Source organism: Brevibacillus parabrevis, from assembly GCF_003710905.1.
In the GTDB taxonomy this organism is placed as follows: Bacteria; Bacillota; Bacilli; order Brevibacillales; family Brevibacillaceae; genus Brevibacillus; species Brevibacillus parabrevis.
Window position 1 is genome coordinate 431503 of the sequence record NZ_RHHV01000005.1, and the last position, 17135, is coordinate 448637.

General features: G+C 51.9%; 15 protein-coding genes. 10 read left to right on the forward strand and 5 right to left on the reverse strand.

Annotation, left to right across the window (positions count from 1 at the left end):
* The first annotated feature begins 428 nt into the window (after positions 1–428).
* From EDM60_RS05345 to EDM60_RS05355, 3 genes are all read left to right on the forward strand, one after another.
* A complete protein-coding gene (locus EDM60_RS05345) occupies positions 429–2135 on the forward strand; it encodes a GmrSD restriction endonuclease domain-containing protein (protein WP_122963021.1) in 1707 nt (568 codons plus the stop codon).
* Positions 2136–2566: 431 nt separating this feature from the next.
* The gene (locus EDM60_RS05350; RefSeq protein WP_063228592.1) at positions 2567–3004 is read left to right on the forward strand and encodes a hypothetical protein; all 438 of its coding nucleotides are present in this window, start codon (positions 2567–2569) and stop codon (positions 3002–3004) included.
* A gap of 15 nt (positions 3005–3019) precedes the next feature.
* A complete protein-coding gene (locus EDM60_RS05355) occupies positions 3020–4345 on the forward strand; it encodes a hypothetical protein (RefSeq protein ID WP_122963022.1) in 1326 nt (441 codons plus the stop codon).
* Between the two features lie 68 nt (positions 4346–4413).
* Here EDM60_RS05355 and def read toward each other — a convergent pair whose 3' ends face one another.
* Both def and EDM60_RS05365 read right to left on the reverse strand, forming a co-directional pair.
* Positions 4414–4932, reverse strand: coding sequence for a peptide deformylase (gene def, locus EDM60_RS05360; protein ID WP_122963023.1), 519 nt, complete (start codon positions 4930–4932; stop codon positions 4414–4416).
* A gap of 26 nt (positions 4933–4958) precedes the next feature.
* Positions 4959–5201 (reverse strand): helix-turn-helix domain-containing protein, encoded by a 243-nt coding sequence (locus tag EDM60_RS05365; RefSeq protein ID WP_122963024.1) that lies wholly within the window; start codon positions 5199–5201, stop codon positions 4959–4961.
* Positions 5202–5472: 271 nt separating this feature from the next.
* Here EDM60_RS05365 and EDM60_RS05370 point away from each other — a divergent pair, with 271 nt between their 5' ends.
* The 3 genes from EDM60_RS05370 to EDM60_RS05380 all read left to right on the forward strand — a co-directional run bounded on the left by EDM60_RS05370 (position 5473) and on the right by EDM60_RS05380 (position 10442).
* The gene (locus EDM60_RS05370) at positions 5473–6561 is read left to right on the forward strand and encodes a M24 family metallopeptidase (protein ID WP_122963025.1); all 1089 of its coding nucleotides are present in this window, start codon (positions 5473–5475) and stop codon (positions 6559–6561) included.
* Between the two features lie 295 nt (positions 6562–6856).
* Positions 6857–8593 (forward strand): ABC transporter ATP-binding protein, encoded by a 1737-nt coding sequence (locus EDM60_RS05375; RefSeq protein ID WP_122963026.1) that lies wholly within the window; start codon positions 6857–6859, stop codon positions 8591–8593.
* A 1-nt stretch (position 8594) separates the two neighbouring features.
* On the forward strand, positions 8595–10442 hold the full coding sequence (locus tag EDM60_RS05380) for an ABC transporter ATP-binding protein (protein ID WP_122963027.1): 1848 nt from the start codon (positions 8595–8597) through the stop codon (positions 10440–10442).
* Between the two features lie 401 nt (positions 10443–10843).
* Here the strand turns inward: EDM60_RS05380 and EDM60_RS05390 are convergent, their stop codons facing one another.
* Positions 10844–11584 carry an MBL fold metallo-hydrolase gene (locus tag EDM60_RS05390; protein ID WP_122963029.1) on the reverse strand — a complete coding sequence of 247 codons (741 nt, stop codon included), beginning with the start codon at positions 11582–11584 and terminating at the stop codon, positions 10844–10846.
* 83 nt (positions 11585–11667) lie between these two features.
* The gene (locus EDM60_RS05395; RefSeq protein ID WP_122963030.1) at positions 11668–11934 is read right to left on the reverse strand and encodes a CD3324 family protein; all 267 of its coding nucleotides are present in this window, start codon (positions 11932–11934) and stop codon (positions 11668–11670) included.
* 287 nt (positions 11935–12221) lie between these two features.
* Here EDM60_RS05395 and EDM60_RS05400 point away from each other — a divergent pair, with 287 nt between their 5' ends.
* Positions 12222–13073, forward strand: a complete 852-nt coding sequence (locus EDM60_RS05400) for an ABC transporter substrate-binding protein (protein WP_229049849.1) — start codon at positions 12222–12224, stop codon at positions 13071–13073.
* Between the two features lie 60 nt (positions 13074–13133).
* On the opposite strand, the gene EDM60_RS05405 is transcribed toward EDM60_RS05400, so the two are convergent.
* Complete coding sequence (locus EDM60_RS05405) at positions 13134–14015, reverse strand: LysR family transcriptional regulator (protein WP_122963031.1); 882 nt, start codon at positions 14013–14015, stop codon at positions 13134–13136.
* 147 nt (positions 14016–14162) lie between these two features.
* Here EDM60_RS05405 and EDM60_RS05410 point away from each other — a divergent pair, with 147 nt between their 5' ends.
* From EDM60_RS05410 to EDM60_RS05425, 3 genes are all read left to right on the forward strand, one after another.
* Positions 14163–15395: an MFS transporter gene (locus tag EDM60_RS05410; RefSeq protein ID WP_122963032.1), complete on the forward strand. Its 1233-nt coding sequence runs from the start codon at positions 14163–14165 to the stop codon at positions 15393–15395.
* A 620-nt stretch (positions 15396–16015) separates the two neighbouring features.
* Positions 16016–16231: a hypothetical protein gene (locus EDM60_RS05420; protein WP_122963034.1), complete on the forward strand. Its 216-nt coding sequence runs from the start codon at positions 16016–16018 to the stop codon at positions 16229–16231.
* Between the two features lie 65 nt (positions 16232–16296).
* Complete coding sequence (locus EDM60_RS05425) at positions 16297–17127, forward strand: prohibitin family protein (RefSeq protein ID WP_122963035.1); 831 nt, start codon at positions 16297–16299, stop codon at positions 17125–17127.
* Positions 17128–17135: the final 8 nt, after the last annotated feature.

The following is a 17135-nucleotide window of genomic DNA, read 5'->3' on the forward strand; positions in this document are numbered from 1 at the left end:
CGAAAAATGAAAGGGTGACCGAAAGCCGATGATCTCCTAATCCGATTTCCAGGAAAAACTCGTATGAAAATGACGAATTTTTTTGGACAGGATAGGTGTTGGCTTTTGCTCGTAATGATAGGGCATTTGACTTTTTCTCTGGGAAAAGTGTGCCTGTTTATTTGCGCGTGGAATTTTCGCCTCCTGTCCAAAAAATGGATGAGGGGGCTTTTTTATGTTGCGCAAAGGTCATCTGCCAGCTGTGCTTGGCGTTTTGATGGTGAATATTTTTATTGTGATGGTGGGAGTTGGCTTGATTATTCCGCCGCGGTGGCAAGAAACCTTTTGAAATGGCAAAAGGTTGTGGAAAATCGTGGTCATTTTAACTAAGATGAAAGGAAAAGACGAATATTGAATCCCGCTTTTTGGAAAAAGGAGTCCGATGGCACATGGCTAACTGGGAAACAAAAAAAGTATCCGAAATCGTTACGCGTATCCACGACAACACCCTGGTATTGCCTGTCATCCAGCGCAGGCTCGTCTGGGAAGAAGAGAAAATGGAATTGCTGTTTGACACGTTGCTTAAGGGAAACTCGTTCGGCGGGATTATGGCGATCGAGGAAGAAGAGGGCAACAAGCCGCTCTTTGCCTATAGACATTTTACGAAGGACGGTCAGGCCATCAGTTCGATCTACGATGAAACCAATTCAAAGGATCACCTGTTCATCATCGACGGTCAGCAAAGACTCCAATCGTTTTACCTCGGATTGCTGGGAAGCTTTAACGGAAAAATTTTGTATTTCGACTTGTTTAGCGACTTTAAAAATCTCGTATTTTACTTCAAGTTCGAAAAAGACAGCGACAAGCTGCCCAAGCAGGCGACGGATAAAGAAGAGTGCGAATTGAAGACGTACAAGTGGTATTCGGTCAGCAAACTGTACCGCTCCTTGAAACAGACAAACGACGAGGATCAAGTAGCGGATGAAATCATCCAGAACTTTGCGATCACGGAAGCGCTTGAGAAGGACTACGTTCGCAAAAACATCGCCCGCTTTTACCGCAGCATTTTTAATAACGAAAGCATTGGCCTCTCGAAAGTGCGCATCAACCGTTCGCTGAACGAAAACTCCAATCGCCAGCGGATCGTCGAGTTGTTCAGAAGGCTGAACGACGGCGGGACAAAGCTGTCTTCCTTTGATTTGGTGGCGTCGATCCTGAAAGGGTTCGAGTGGAAAATGGAAGAATTTCTGGAGTCCACGCTGAAAGATTATCAGGACATCGGATTGACGCAAGAAGTTTTGATCAAGCTCGTCTTTTTGCTGAACGACAATCACAAAAAGGAAATGACCGATATCGAGGAAGCAGACGCGACATTCGCCATCGAAAATCGGGCGCGCATCCTTGAAACGTTAAAATCGTTGCGGAAGTTTTTGCAGTCCGCCAAGCTGCTCAACTACTACCGGGAAGGGAACCGTTCCTTTATCCCGCTCTACTTCATCGCGTATCATATTTTTCACAAAACGGATGTGCCGACGGACAGGCTGGAAAATCTGTTCGATACATTCGATACGAGCAACGAGGACTTCGCAAGTATTTATGAATGGATGTACTGGTCGCTGCTGAACGGGGTATTCAGCCGAGGCTCCGGATGGATTCCGTATAAAACGGGGATTCGAAAAATATTGGAGGAAATGAAGCAGCACAAAAATGCGCCTTTTCCGACGCAGCGCCTGTTTTCCATCTACACCAGCCACCCGCTCTGGTTTACGCGGAATCTCGATACATCCAGCATCAGCAACCAGTTTGACAGCAACTTTTTGTTCTATTTGATCTACGACCGTGAACCTGTCACAAGAAAACAGGACATGGACCACATCCACCCGTACTCGATTCTTGTGAGCAAAGGGTATTCGCTGGACCAGGTCAACAGCGTCTTCAACTATCAGCTCCTCGATTACGGCACAAACCGCGGAGTGAAAAACGCGAAGCCGTTGAAGGAATGGATTGACAATCATGTCACGAACAAAACGTTTTACATCAACCAGCATCTGATTCCAAGAGATGAGCAAACGTGGGATGCGGATCAGTTTCTCCGGTTTTACGAGCAGCGTGCTCAGTTGATTCAGGGGAAGCTTCATCCGATGTTGTATATTTAGGTTGGGGCAGAAGAGTAAGGGCATCCACAGGCTGGTTTGGTGTGGGTGCCTTTTTTGGTGCGTTGGGGGGATCGGTGCTGTAGTGGAGGGAGGAAACAGGAGAAATTGCTTTAGGGCACCTGGACTCTTGCGGGGAAGCATGGACTGGTCCGCCTATGGCAAAAAAGGAAAACCGCGTCAAAAGCAGCGTGCTCGAAGAAGCGTAATCACGTGCTGCTGAAAAGCCGGTTTCCTTTTTCTCCTCCAGTTGGGTGGGAGTCCGAAAGTTCTGCCGCTTGTTTTTTCTGTTTCCTCGACCAACGTTAGCTTGATCCGATACTGCGTTCCTGAGCGAGTTTTGGTAAATCATACGCTGGAAGATGATTCCGAAAATAGAGGCTAACGTGTAAAATTGAAAGAGCATGGGAAAATATGAAAGTCGAGGGAATTACATGAGTATTATCGCACTAACTATTATTCTGTTTTTTGTGTTCCAGCATTATTTGCCTACTGTTACGCAGGACGATCTGTGGTATCCAGAAATGCTCGGTTATTACCAGCAGTTTCATTCGGACACGGTTGCGATCCTGATTCTCTCCTACGCTATCGCCTTTCCGCTTGGATTAATCATGGAGGGATGGATCGCAAAAGGACTGCAAAAGATTCGTTTCAAAAGGGAAGACTGGGCGATTTTAAGAGTTTTGACGGTAGCGAATGAGAATGATGGATACATTACGGCCGTGGATGTTGCCGCAAAAACTACGCTTTCCTTAACGGAATCGCAAAAAATTTTGGATGATCTGCATAACAGGGGATACGCAGACTTGAGCGTGGCGAAAACAGGGGATATTCTTTACTGCTTCCCCGGATTTTCCAATAGGGACGAATAGAAGGGAGGGGAAGGAATGGAATACTTCTTCGGGATGGCTTTTTTTATTTTGGTGGGTATTTTAATTCTTTGTGCAGTATTAATAATCCTTGGTGTTGCACTATGGAAGCCATTTTTTACTACTATACATCTCTTGATGGACAATGAGAGCATCATAGGTCTACTCTTGGTGATTCTTTCCCTGATCTACATTGGCTCCCGGATGATTGAGCGAATGCTTGCGAAAAAGAGTCAGGATATCAAGTATCATGCAGATGTGATCGGGATTGCGCTAGATTATGGCAACGAGGTTACCGCGCCAATGCTGGCATTGAAAACTTCATTGAAGCTGGCAGAATGTGAGCGGATTTTAAAGGAACTTGAACAAAAGCAGATTCTAAGCAGTTCATCTGCTGTCGGCGACGCCACAGTATATGAATTGGCGCCGCTCGTCTACGAGAATTGGCTGCCAGATGAGCGGGATTATTGTGGCAAGGTGGATGAAACGGAAGAAGATGAAAAGAAACAAAAAGCATGGAAAAAGTTGCCGAGGATTACCTTTATCGTTCTTGTGACCATCATAGCTCCGCTCTGGCTATTGGATAAACAGATGATTTATTCAGATGCATTTTTGACAGGAGCCATCATCGTCTGCACGTTAGCAGTGATCCGCCTGATTCATGTTGTTTACTTGGCTTACCGAGACTATGTGCGGAAAACCGAACATGATGTCCTGGGTTACGTTTTGGACAACCAAGGCGTGCTATATCCGCAAGAAATCGCAGAATTTACCAACGAGAGCATGTCATCCCTCCAGCCGATGATTGATCGCTGGCACAAGAACAATCTTGTGACGATATCGTACGAGAATGACGGGACAGCGATATATTTGTTTCCGAATTGCTCGCATGAATCTATGGTGTACAATCGGGAGCCAAATTACAAGCCGCAAGCGAAGTTCAAGCATCTGCAAGAGCAGCTGATGATGACGTGTTGTTATGCTTTCTTTTATTCGTTATTGGCTGGTTACGCTTTAATGAACTGGAATAATTTCCTCTTTTATGGGGGGATTGGGGCGGTTATCGGCGGATACAGAGTTTTGTATTTAATCAGGGCTAAGGAGGAAGCAGAAAAAATGGAGCGAGTGGCTTTCCAGGTAGCCAAGCGGAAGAATGGTCGCCTGACCGTCCACGAATTGGCTTACAATGCAGTGGTCAGCATGGAGGAGGCGGCAAAACTGCTGAAAAAGTGGGAGCTTGACGGCTTCGCCAGAAAAATGGATGCCAGCGAAGAGTTCGTTCCTGTCTACATCATCAGCGGTATCGTTTCCAAAGAACAGCGGCGGACTTCAGAACGCGTATAGAACGTATAAAACGAAAAATCCACCCTGAAATCATCAGGTGGATTTTTCGTTTTCCCATCAAAACCGAATTACCCTTGCTTTTGCGTCAACTTCCACACATCCATCAGGTTCACTTTGCGCTTCGTCTGGTCATGGTACAGCTTATCGCCTTCAATCCGGTCCACGAACAAAATCCCGTCCAGATGGTCGATTTCGTGCTGGATGCAGCGCGCCAAAAAGTCTTCGGCTTCCATGGTGAATGTCTCGCCAGTGCGGGTCGCAGTCTCGATTTTGACGTACTGGGCGCGTTTCACAATGCCGGAGTAGCCGGGAAAAGACAGGCAGGCTTCCGGGCCGAGCTGCTCGCCGGACATCTCCAGAATCTGTGGATTGATCAGCTCGATCAGCCCGTCTCCGCAATCCATGACGATGACCCGCTTCAAAAATCCGACTTGCGGAGCGGCCAGCCCTGCGCGGCCTTCCTTGGCGTACAGCGTTTCTGCCATATCGTCCAAAAGTTTCCCCAGTCTGTCATTAAATTCAACCACCGGCTTCGCGCTTTTGCGCAAAATCGGCTCTCCGAAAGGCAGGATTGTTTTGACTGCCATCTGCTTTCAACCTCCAAAGGTAGTAATTATGCCCCATCTTGTTGGGAGGGTGGGGTGTAGACCCATAAATCATTCGGTGTGCAGTCCAATGCCGTGCACAAGGCATCGAGCGTGTCAGCCTTCATCTGCTTGGGCTGACCGTTCAAGAGAGCGCTGATCGACGGTGCCGATATTTCGTAGCCGGCTTTTTCCTTCAGCAGACGGGCGAGCGCTGCTCCGGACCAGATCCCTCTGTCAGCCATTACTTTTCGCAACATCCACACAAGCATTCGATCACCTTCTTTTAGGTGTTGCCTAATGTTTTAAGTTATTACCTAATATAACGGATTTCGCGAAAAAAGCAAGCGGGACGGCGGACCATTTTGCCAAAAGGACATCGGCTTTCCGGTACGCAGGTGCAGAATGGACGGCTTCGGCAGGATTTGTCGTCCGTTCTGTTGTATTGAAGGGGAAAGGCAAAGAGGCGGAAGTGGAAAAAAGCATCCTTGCCGCAGGCTATATCGGAGCAAGCGCCATCAACGGCAAAAAGGAGAGAACGAGATGCAGGAAGCGAGAAGACAACGCCTTGCCCATCATTTGCAGCAGGAAAACACGGATGCGTGCATTTTGGTGCCTGGCCCGAATCTGTACTACTTCACTGGTCTGGCGCTGCATCAAAGCGAACGGCTCAGCCTGGCTATTCTCACGAAGGAGAATCAGTTGTTGTTTTTGATGCCCAAGCTGGAAGTGAGCAAGGTCGAGCAGGTGGCACACGATGCTTTGTTCTCGTACACGGACGAGCAAGGTCCGGGACAGGCGTTGGCGGAGGTGCAGAAAAAACTGGGCACGCTCGGCCGGGTCGGAATCGAGTATGGGCACATGCGCGTCAAGGAATGGAAAGCGGTTGAGCAGCTTGGGGCACAGGAGTTTGTCGAGATCGAGCAAACGGTTGATGCGTTGCGCGTGATCAAGGACGAGCAAGAGATCGAGGCGATCCGGCAAGCGGTACGCATCGTGGAAGACAGCTTTCAGGCGATCCTGCCTCGCGTCAGGGCTGGTGTCGCGGAGCTGGAGGTTGCCGCCGAGCTGGAATACGAGATGCGAAAAAGAGGCTCGGAAGGCACGCCGTTTGACACGATTGTCGCGTCGGGATATCGCGGGGCGCTGCCGCACGGACGGGCATCGGACAAGCTGATCCAGTCCGGTGAGCTGGTCGTCATCGATTTCGGAGCCATTTTTCATGGGTATGTGGCTGATATTACGCGAACGGTGGCTGTCGGGGAGCTGGACGCGGAGCTTGCGAACATTTACGAGGTCGTGCGGCAGGCGCAGCAAGCGGCAGTTGAGGCGGTTCGCCCTGGCGTCACGGCGCATGAGATTGACGAAACAGCCCGCGCGATTATCCGGGATAGCGGCTATGGCGAATACTTCACGCATCGGCTTGGACATGGCATCGGGCTTTGCGGACACGAGGAGCCGTACATGATCCAGAACAATCCGCTGGTGCTTGCGCCAGGCATGGCGTTCACGATTGAACCGGGCATTTACTTGCCGAACAAAGGCGGAGTCCGAATCGAGGACAATGTCATTGTGACGGAAGACGGCTGTCTCAATTTGATGAATTTGCCGAAAGAGCTTCTGTCCTTGTAAAAAAGCGATGATGGGCGGGTGCCAAACGCATTTTGCTGAAAAAAGCGGACGTCCAGCCGGAGATCACTCGAGACGAAGCTTGAGTTCAAGGCATAGGAAGTCGCAGCAATAATCGGAAAGCGTCGCATATAAAATAATCCTTATATATAGAAGAAACACCTCACAAGCAGCAAAGAGCAAGCATGTTCTCTGCTGCTTGTTTATCGTGAAGAGATACAACTCCCCTCGTGACAATTTGGATGGCAACAGGTATCGTGGAACGTAGAAGCTTTGCAGCAAGAAATGAGGTGACTCAATGCGGTTTTATCAAAAATACATAAAAAAATACGGCTTTGTTGCAAGCGTATCCATGATCTTTTTGACGGTGGAAGCTTTGTGCGACCTTTTACAGCCGACGATTATGTCCCGAATCATCGACATCGGTGTCGCGCAGCGCGATCTGGATTACGTGCTGAAAACGGGCGGGCTGATGCTGTTGATTACAGCCTTGGGCGCTGTGGCTGCTACCGTCCGCAATCTGCTTGCCACGTACGTGTCGCAAAACTTCGGAGCGCAGCTTCGCGCCGATCTGTTCACGAAGGTGCAGTCGCTGTCTTTTGACAGTTTGAACAAGTTCGACCGCGCCTCGCTCGTCACGCGCATGACCAACGACGTCAATCAGGTGCAGGTGTTTGTCAACGGCATGATGCGTATTTTCGTCAAAGCGCCGCTGATGTGCATCGGCGGCTTGTTCATGGCGACCCAGTTGAATGCCGACCTGGCGGTAGTGCTCGCAGTCGTGGTGCCGATTGTCGGGCTGTTGATCTTTTTGAATCTGAAAATCGGTTTTCCGTTTTTCCTCAAGGTGCAGCAGGCGCTCGACAAGGTAAACGGTGCTATGCGCGAGTATTTGTCGGGCGTGCGGGTCGTCAAGGCGTTTAACCGTTTTGACTTCGAGGTGGGCAAGTTCACCGGGGCCAATGAAGAGTTGCAAAAGAAATCGCTGTCTGCGACCCGCGTCATGTCGGTTTTCAGCCCGGCGATCATGCTCACGGTCAACCTCGGAATCGTCGCTGTGCTGTGGCTGGGCGGTTTGGGAGTCGAGCAAGGGAGCATTCAGGTTGGACACATCATCGCGTTTACCAACTACATGACGCAAATCTTGTTCTCGCTGATGATGATTTCGCTCGTCTTCAACATGTTCGTGCGGGCCAAAGCATCGGCTGGGCGGATCGGCGAAGTTTTTGCCGAGGAAAACCGGATGAGCTGGAAGGAAGCGGCGGCGGGGGCGGATGAAGCCGGGGCTGAAACAGGCCGGATCGATTTTGAAAACGTCAGCTTTTCCTATGCCGGAACGAATGGTCAGCCTGTCCTGAAGCAAGTCTCTTTTACATGCTTGCCGGGGGAAACAGTAGGGATCATCGGCTCTACCGGATCGGGGAAAAGCAGCCTGGTCGGCTTGATTCCGCGTTTTTACGATGTGACGGAAGGGACGATTCGCGTAGACGGACAGGATGTGCGCGATGTCGAGCCTGCCAAGCTCCGCGAAAAAATGGCGATCGTGCCGCAGAAAACGACGCTTTTTACAGGCACGGTACTGGAAAATATTCGTTGGGGCAAGGAAGATGCGACGGAGGAAGAGGCGATCGAGGCGGCGCGCATGGCACAGGCGCATGAGTTTATCGCCGCCACTCCCGAAGGCTACCAGACGCGGGTAGGCCAGGGCGGGGTCAATTTTTCCGGGGGGCAAAAGCAGCGGCTCTCGATTGCCAGAGCGTTGGTGAAAAAGCCGGACATTCTCATTCTCGACGATAGCACCAGTGCGGTTGATGTGGCGACGGAAAGCCGGATCAAGGAAGCGCTCAAAACGTACGCGAAAGGGCTGACCTGCATTTTGATCGCGCAGCGGATCACGTCTGTCATGGATGCCGACAAGATTGTCGTCCTCGACAACGGCGCAGTGGCGGGGATTGGCTCGCACGAAACGCTGCTCGCTACGTGTCAGGTCTATCAGGAAATCTTCCTATCGCAAATCGGCAGGGAGGTGAGCTAACATGTCGCAACAACCAAAAGAGCAGCAGCCGATTTTTCCGACGCGGCCTGGACGCGGGTTTGGGCATGGGGCACAGCGAGGTCCGGTGAGCAAGCCGAAAAACTTCCAAGCCACGCTGAAAAGACTGTGGCAATCGTTCGGGCGGGAAAAAAGATGGCTGCCGCTCGTCTTTGTCATCGTGTTGGTAGACGGGTTCCTGATGCTCTCGGCTCCGTACTTGATCGGAAAATCGATCGATGCGATGACGGGCGGCCCCGGGTCGCTTTCGCTGTTGTCGATCATCGTTTTGGCCTTGCTCAGCTCTTATGTGCTCGATGGGGCTTTGACGTTTTTGCAAGGCTGGATGGTCGCGGGAATCACGCAGCGGATCGTGACGAATATGCGCCAGGCGATGTTTGAAAAGCTGCAAAAGCTCCCGGTCGCCTTTTTCGATTCGCGTACGCATGGCGAGCTGATGAGCCGGCTGACCAACGATATCGACAACGTCAGCAACTCGATCTCGCAGTCGACGACACAGCTGATGTCAGGCGTCATCGTGATTGCGGGGTCTTTGATCATGATGATCGTGCTGTCCCCGATTTTGACGCTTGCCTGCCTGATTACGGTTCCGCTTGTGTTCCTGTTGACCCGCACGATTGCGAAAAGAACCAGTGTGCTGTTCAAAGATCAGCAGTCCGAGCTGGGCAAGCTGAACGGGCATATTGAAGAGACGATTTCCGGCATCCAGGTCGTCAAGGCGTTCAACCATGAAGAAAAGGCGATTGCCGACTTCGCGGCGATTAACGACCGACTGTGCAAGGTCGGGATGAAAGCGCAAGTGTGGTCGGGCTTTTTGATGCCGATCATGAACGTGATCAACAACCTCGGCTTCGGCATGGTCGCGATTGTCGGCGGTGTGCTCGCGGTCAAAGGGATGATTACCGTCGGCGTGATCGCCAGCTTTCTCAGCTATTCGCGGCAGTTTGTCCGTCCGCTGAACGACCTCGCCAGCATTTTCAACGTGCTCCAGTCTGGAGTCGCCGGAGCAGAGCGCGTGTTTGAAGTGCTGGACGAGCAAGAAGAGCCGCTCGATGCGCCGAATGCGGTCGTGCTTGCGAATCCGAAAGGGCATGTCGTCTTCGATCGGGTGAGCTTCGGCTATCGCCCTGATCAGCCGATTTTGCAAAACGTCAGCTTCGGGGCGGAGGCGGGCAGCACGACGGCATTGGTCGGACCAACAGGGGCAGGCAAAACGACAGTGGTCAACTTGCTGACGCGCTTCTACGATGTGACGGAAGGAACCATTTACCTCGATGGAAAAGACATTCGCGAATATTCGCGGGACAGCCTGCGCCGCAGCTTCGGCTTCGTTTTGCAGGACACGTATTTGTTTTCCGGGACGATCAAGGAAAACATCATGTACGGCAAGCCCGATGCGACAGACGCCGAGGTGGAAGCGGCAGCGAAAATGGCGCATGCAGACGTGTTCATCAACCGCCTGCCCAAGCGCTACGATACGCCGCTGACGGAAAACGGGGGGAATCTGAGTCAGGGACAGCGCCAGCTTTTGGCGATTGCCCGCGTCTTTCTCGCGAGGCCGTCGCTGTTGATTCTCGACGAGGCGACGAGCAGCATCGACACCCGTACCGAGTTGATCATTCAGGACGCCCTTGCTTCGATCATGGAAGGGCGCACGAGCTTTGTGATCGCCCACAGGCTCGGAACGATCCGCGATGCCGACACGATCATGGTCGTCGATCGCGGGCAGATCGTGGAAAAAGGCAGCCACGACGACCTGATCGAGCAAAAAGGGATGTATCATCAATTGTTTTACAATCAGTTCAAAAACTTGGAGACGGCTTCGCAGTAGAAAAATGCCTCGGCTGGCGCGCGTTGGCGCGTGTGCAGGCGGGGTGTTTTGTTGTGGCGGACTCAGCGATTTGACGCCTATGACTTTGATGCGACGCTGAACATTTTTTCCCCGTCGTATGGACGAGAATGCGCTCCCTCCTCGGTTGATGACGCCCTGGAACATATCGGCTTGATTTTGCATGACCATGACTGCTGTACTCTTGTGAAACCGAAGCGGTACCGAGCGAACGACGGCAAAAGCAAAGCCCTGGCATCCACTTCGGCGGACGACAGGGCTTTTTGGCGGTGACAGCTTGTGCAAGCGAAAAAAGCGAAGTTGCAAAACAACGCCAATCCTCATTGTAACTTGTTGCCTGGCATCGGACTGCGCGCTTTTTGCAGTCGGGAGTAATCAATTTGTCATGTTGTCTGGTAACGTTGAAGCAGCTCTTCCAGTGCCTGCTTCACATCGCCCTGAAACAGCCCGCCGTGATAACAGACGAGCTGCCTGATCTCATAGTCGAGCAAGCGGCGGACAGAGCGGACGGCATCGGCAAGGTCCAATGCGTACTGCGGATTGGCAATCGCGAGTTTTCCGTCCTCGATGACCACGGCATCTCCGGCAATCAGTGTCTGGCTTGCCGGAAGATACAAAGACATATGTCCAGGCATGTGACCGGGCGTGTGAACGATCTCGATCCCGCCGCACCAGGGCAGACGATCCTGATCGACTACCGTGCGCTCGACTGGTGCTGGCTCGATCGTCTGCAAAAAGCGGATAAACTGTTCCGCAAGCTCCAGCTCCTCGCCAGTGAGGGAGGCGAGCGTTGCTTGCGCCTGCAAAATTCGCAGCGAAGTTTTGGCGCCAGTTACGTATGGGGCATCTGACTCGTAGGCGATGATTTCAATTTGCGGGTATGCTTGCTTCAAAGCGGCGAGCGCGCCGATATGGTCGACATCATGGTGAGTCGCGATCACTCTGGTCAGCGCGGACAAGTCGAGCTGCTGGCTGTTCGCTGCTTCTGCCAGCAGCGGCAGGAATCCGGGATAGCCGCAGTCTACGAGGATCAGCTCGTGTTCGTCGCGCAGCAGGACGGGTGTGATGACTTGACTGTGTCCGTTTTGCTCAAAAGACAGCGAAAGCAGATGCATGCCATTCATGGAACGTACCTCCATTTGTCGTAGCGATAAGCGAAGTGTAACGCAGGAAGTGCGGTACTTGCACGGACGACTACTTTTCTGGATTATGGCTGTTCGCGAATGATGCGGCGGATGCTGTGTCTCGTCAAAAAATATTGCTCGGCCAATTCCTTGACGCCCGTTCCTTGGCGATAAGCCTGCAAGATGGCCTGGTTTCGCTCGCGAAGCAATTGCTTCGTGTCGGTGCCGTCGCCCCACTTTCTTTTGGAAGCGGAAGGCTTCGGAATATACAAATAGCTGCCCTGGACGTATTGCTGGATTTCCTGCAAAAGCGGTTCCGGCAAAACGAGTTTGGCATTTTGGTATCTCATCTGACTCTGCTCCTGTCTATATAACGTGAAGTCGGTATATAGCAGGGCAAAGAGGCCCTTCTTTTAACACTAGCGAGTCGGCCCTGAGTAAAGAGGAAGGAGGACTCTTTGCCCAGAGCCGCAATCGGCAGTTCGAACGTAAGGGTCTAGCATACGGTCAACTCCTTTCCCTTTTAATAGTAGTAAGCGGTTTGGCGGGATGCAAGGACATTCCCTTGTGGACATGGAAAAAAGCTGCTGGTAAGATAGTTTATGATAATAATTATCATTTTCATTCAGAGGGGACTATGCAAAAATACGCGAAATGGATCGCGAAAGGAACGGCAATCCTCGCTTTACTCGTTGCCATGACAGGATGCGGGGCGGCAACGGAGCAAAAAGGGGCCAGCAATGAAACCCCGGCTCAGCAAGCGGCGCCAGCACAGGATAGCGTGAAGATGAAAACGTACAAAATGCCAAATGGAAAAGAAATCCAGATTCCTGCAGAACCGAAGCGTATCGTCTCCGATCTGTATTTGGGCCAGCTTTTGTCCATCGGGGTCAAGCCGATCGGAACGACTGGCTATTCCAAGATCGCGCCGACTGTGCTGATCCCATACGGCACGTACAACGACGACATCCGCGCTGACATACGGGCTTTTGGCGAGCTGCTGGACAAGCAAGCGGAGGCAGAGGCTTGGATCAAGCAATTCGATGAAAAAGCAGCGAGTGCCCGCGAAAAAATCAAGACGGCGGTAAAAGACGGGGAGACGGTCGGAATTTACGAGCTGCGCTCTCAGAAGTTTTACGTGCTCGGAGACAACTGGGGACGCGGCGGTCAAGTCATCTACAATGCGCTCAAGCTGACACCGCCGCCAGCCGTGAAGGAAGTCGTAGATGCCAACACGCCGCCCAAGCTGATTTCCCAGGAAGTGTTACCGCAATTCGCAGCAGACCACATGTTTGTGACCACGTATGAGACGAAGCAAGAGGATAAGGATAAGTTTTTCGGGAACGCGGTTTACAAAAATTTGCCAGCCGTCAAAAACAACCACATCTACGAGATGACGTTTGAGCAAATGTACTATTACGATCCGCTGGCGATTGAAGGCCAGCTCGACCTGGTCGTGGAGCAGCTGTTGGCGCACCAGGCAAAATAAAGCAACGAATATGCGGAAAGACCCTCGGAGCACAGCCTACAGTCCGAGGGTCTTTTGCCGTTATTTCCTGAATGTGTCCAGGACAAATTCCTTGAAGCGCACGGCAGCAGGAGACAAGTAGCCGCCCTGGACTTGGGCCATGCCGATGACGCGCTGGCATTTCGGGCTGCTGATGCGGATTTGCGCGATTTTGCTTTTGTCGATGCCCCGCAAATCGGGCAGCAAGGACACGCCGAGTCCCGCCGAAACCAGCCCTGCTACGGTGGCTGCTTCTTCGCCTTCGAAGGTCACTCGCGGGACTACACCCAGCTGCTCAAACAACTGGTCTGTCGTTCGCCGCAGGGCGTAGCCCTTTTTCAAAAAGATGAACGACTCCTCGGCAATTTCCGCGAGCAGGATGCTCTCCCGTTCAGCCAGCGGATGTCCGAGCGGAACGATGGCAAACAGTTCTTCGCTCCAGAGCGGCGTCCACAAAATCGGCAGCTTGGTTTCGGTCGGTTCTGCCAACAGGCACAAATCCAGCTCGCCGGCGTCGAGATGCGCAAGCAGCGAGTAGCTGTGATTTTGGATCATGGTGAAGCTGATCGAGGGCGACTTGGCGCGGAAAGAACCGATCAGGTCGGGAATCAGGCTGGTGCCGAGCGTGTGCAGAAAGCCAAGCGCCACTTCCCCGTGATCGGGATGAACGAGATCGCGAAGCTCCTGTTTTCCGTCCTCAAATTCCTTGAGAATCCGGTTGACGCGCTTTAAAAAAAGCTGGCCGTAGCGATTGAGCATAATCGTCCGGCCTTGGCGCTCAAAAAGCGGGACGCCAAGCTCCTCCTCCAGCCGGGCGATGGAGCGGCTAAGTGCAGGCTGGGAAAGCGACATGGCTTCCGCTGCGCGGGTGACGTGCTGGATGCGGGCGAGTGTCTGAAAGTATTCGAGCTGTTGCCATTCCATGGAAGCAACCTCCCTGTATGACGCTGATCTGTCGTCGATTCATTACTTTGGTGCATCAAAATTATGATTACAATAAATTATACATTATGAATTGTCAATGATAGTATAACAGTGAAGCGGGGAGAAACACGGGGAGGTTTCACCATCATGGGACACATCAAGCAAGGCACAGCCACTTTTCGCAAGACGAACCTGGCGTTTTTTGCAGCGGGTTTCAATACGTTTGCCATTTTGTACAGCACGCAGCCATTAATGCCTGAATTTACGAAAGAATTTGGCATTTCGCCGACGATGGCAAGCTTGTCGCTTTCGCTGACGACGATCTCTCTTTCGATCAGCATGCTGATTTTCGGGACGGTGTCCGAAGTGTGGGGGCGCAAGCCGGTGATGATCAGCTCGATGCTGGCGGCGTCGCTCTTGTCGATTTTGACGGCATGCAGCACTTCCTACGAGACTTTACTTCTGTACCGCATTATTCAAGGAATTTCATTGGGAGGACTCCCTTCGATCGCCATGGCTTATCTCGGAGAAGAGATGGAACCGAAAAGTCTCGGTGTGGCGATGGGACTATACATCAGCGGGAACTCGCTTGGAGCGGTGTGCGGGCGGATTCTCTCCGGGACGCTCACGGACTTGTTCAACTGGCACGTGGCAATGGGGACAATCAGCCTGATGAGCCTGGTAGCCACACTGGTTTTCTGGATGAGCTTGCCCGCCTCGCAAAATTTTCACGCGCGTGCTCCCGAGTTGCGCAAGCTGGCAGGCTCGATGCTCGCTCACTTGCGGGACCCGGCTCTGCTTTGTCTGTTTGGCATCGGATTTTTGAGCCTTGGCAGCAATGTCGCGCTCTACAACTATATCGGGTATGTGCTGACCGCGCCGCCCTACTCGCTCAGCCAAACGCTCGTAGGCTGGATCTTCATCGTCTTTCTCGTCGGGATGTTCGCTTCCGTCTGGATGGCGAAGCTGGCCGAGAAGTTCGGGCGGACGAAAATGCTGCTCGTCTCTTTGTTGCTGACGCTGATTGGCGCATGCCTGACGCTCGATGCGCATTTGGCTGTCATCGTCGCGGGCCTGCCGATTCTCACCTTTGGCTTTTTCGGCAGCCACTCCATCGCGAGCGGCTGGGTAGGCAAGCGCGCAACCCACGACAAGGCGCAAGCGTCTTCGCTCTACTTGTTCTTTTATTACGCAGGCTCCAGCATTGGCGGGACGATGGGAGGACTTTTCTGGTCTTCGCTCGGCTGGGGTGGCGTCGTCGCGATGATCGCCGGATTCATGACCGTAGCCTTCGTGTTTGCCACAAAATTGTCCAAAGCGATAGCCATTCCGGCGCCTCCGGTTTTGGAGAAGAAGTGGTCGGTGGCGAAGATGAAGTGATAATGAGGAAAAGCCCCAATGGCTTGTTGGGGCTTTTTCTTATGAACTGCGACTCCTCGTAACACTTATCACTGCGGCTAAGTAAAGAATCGCAGCAACGATCGCTCTTAGGAACGAGCGGTCACCAGTATCATTGTTGTAAATAGAAACGGACGCCATTACCACGATGTGGCCAAGTATGTAAACCAATAGGCCGTACAGAAGTTTTTTCCACATAAGGGACCATCCTTTTTCATAATCAAAGCTGTCGTAATCAGGGGATGCCATCTCTATATCTGCAAGGTATTGTACGGTTGAGTGATGGCTGGTGAGTTTCTTTTCGGCTGCAAATACAAGGGCGCTTTTTGCTGCAATTATTTTCCTTTTCATTATATACCAGGAAATTCCGAATGAATATAATTACAAGAAGAAGTGCGAGAAGATCGATAAAAACCTCAGACATAGGACGCTTTGTACTGCCGGAGCAACGAGATTCAGGAAAAAAGAGTCGGGAAACGCTCGGGATTGCAAGGGGGAGAGAGATAGGGGTTCACAAACTCGGTAAAAACGTTCAATATTAGCACCATATACGAGAAGACGACAATATCCAATTCTATTCATCCCGAAAGGACCTGATCAAAATGACCCTAGGCGGTTTTCAAAGCGGCTTTTCAGCCAGAAAAGTGCCGCGCTCGGAGGTGAAGTGGGAGCAGTTCCTCATGTGCAGTCACGGGTGCGCGGAAGTCATCCAGCTGATCTCCCACGTATCGGGCGAGGTTGAGTTTGAGTTGTGCAAAATCGAGGCGGAGCGAATGGGCAAAGTGCTGCTTGAAGCTGCGAAGACAGAAAGTTTTTGAAACTTCTGGGCCGCTGATCCGTACGTATGTAAGAAGAGAACCGATTACAAAAGGGGAGGCGGAACATGAGCGAAAATCAGGGAGTAAAAATGAGTCCCTTCCAAGCTGGGGGGAAGCTGATCGTCACGATTCTCGTACTTGTCGTTTTGGTCTTGCTCGGGACCCAATCGTTTACCATCATATCAGCTGGTCACAGCGGCGTCGTTTTGCAGCTCGGTGCTGTCCAGCCAAAAGTTTTGCAGGAAGGCATGCACTTCAAAATTCCTTTTATCCAAACGATCGTTCCGATGGAGGTGCGGGTGCAAAAATCGGAGACGAGTCAAACGTCCGCTTCGCGTGACTTGCAAACCGTATCGACGACCATCGCGGTCAACCACCACCTGGACAGCGACAACGTGAACAAACTGTACCAGCAAGTAGGTTTGGAGTACAACAGCCGCATCGTCGACCCGGCTATCGCCGAGGCTTTGAAGGCGGTTACGGCGCAGTACACGGCAGAAGAACTCATTTCCAAGCGTTCCGAAGTGAGCAACAAAGTCAAAGAAGTTTTGCGGCAAAAGCTGTCCACGTACAATATCATTCTGGATGAAATCAACATTCGCGAATTTACGTTCAGCGATGAATTTAACCGCGCAATCGAGTCGAAGCAAGTGGCGGAGCAGCAAGCGCTCAAATCGAAGCTCGACCTGGAGCGGATCAAAATCGAGAAAGAGCAGGAAATCACGCGAGCGCAGGCACAGGCCGAAGCTTTGCGCCTGCAAAAACAAGAAGTGACGCCGGAGCTGATCCAGCTCAGACAGATCGAAGCACAGCTGGAAGCGATCCGCAAATGGGACGGCAAGCTGCCGAACGTCACGGGAGGCGCCACTCCGTTTATCAACGTGGGGAATCAATAACGACCAAA

Bases quoted from the DNA above. Each gene is read 5' to 3' on its own strand.
- EDM60_RS05390 (WP_122963029.1), bottom strand. From the start codon at position 11,584: ATGAATGGCATGCATCTGCTTTCGCTGTCTTTTGAGCAAAACGGACAC.
- EDM60_RS05365 (WP_122963024.1), bottom strand. From the start codon at position 5,201: ATGCTTGTGTGGATGTTGCGAAAAGTAATGGCTGACAGAGGGATCTGG.
- EDM60_RS05395 (WP_122963030.1), bottom strand. From the start codon at position 11,934: ATGAGATACCAAAATGCCAAACTCGTTTTGCCGGAACCGCTTTTGCAG.
- EDM60_RS05350 (WP_063228592.1), top strand. From the start codon at position 2,567: ATGAGTATTATCGCACTAACTATTATTCTGTTTTTTGTGTTCCAGCAT.
- EDM60_RS05380 (WP_122963027.1), top strand. From the start codon at position 8,595: ATGTCGCAACAACCAAAAGAGCAGCAGCCGATTTTTCCGACGCGGCCT.
- EDM60_RS05425 (WP_122963035.1), top strand. From the start codon at position 16,297: ATGAGCGAAAATCAGGGAGTAAAAATGAGTCCCTTCCAAGCTGGGGGG.
- EDM60_RS05355 (WP_122963022.1), top strand. From the start codon at position 3,020: ATGGAATACTTCTTCGGGATGGCTTTTTTTATTTTGGTGGGTATTTTA.
- EDM60_RS05400 (WP_229049849.1), top strand. From the start codon at position 12,222: ATGCAAAAATACGCGAAATGGATCGCGAAAGGAACGGCAATCCTCGCT.
- EDM60_RS05410 (WP_122963032.1), top strand. From the start codon at position 14,163: ATGGGACACATCAAGCAAGGCACAGCCACTTTTCGCAAGACGAACCTG.
- EDM60_RS05370 (WP_122963025.1), top strand. From the start codon at position 5,473: ATGCAGGAAGCGAGAAGACAACGCCTTGCCCATCATTTGCAGCAGGAA.
- EDM60_RS05375 (WP_122963026.1), top strand. From the start codon at position 6,857: ATGCGGTTTTATCAAAAATACATAAAAAAATACGGCTTTGTTGCAAGC.
- def (WP_122963023.1), bottom strand. From the start codon at position 4,932: ATGGCAGTCAAAACAATCCTGCCTTTCGGAGAGCCGATTTTGCGCAAA.
- EDM60_RS05420 (WP_122963034.1), top strand. From the start codon at position 16,016: ATGACCCTAGGCGGTTTTCAAAGCGGCTTTTCAGCCAGAAAAGTGCCG.
- EDM60_RS05345 (WP_122963021.1), top strand. From the start codon at position 429: ATGGCTAACTGGGAAACAAAAAAAGTATCCGAAATCGTTACGCGTATC.
- EDM60_RS05405 (WP_122963031.1), bottom strand. From the start codon at position 14,015: ATGGAATGGCAACAGCTCGAATACTTTCAGACACTCGCCCGCATCCAG.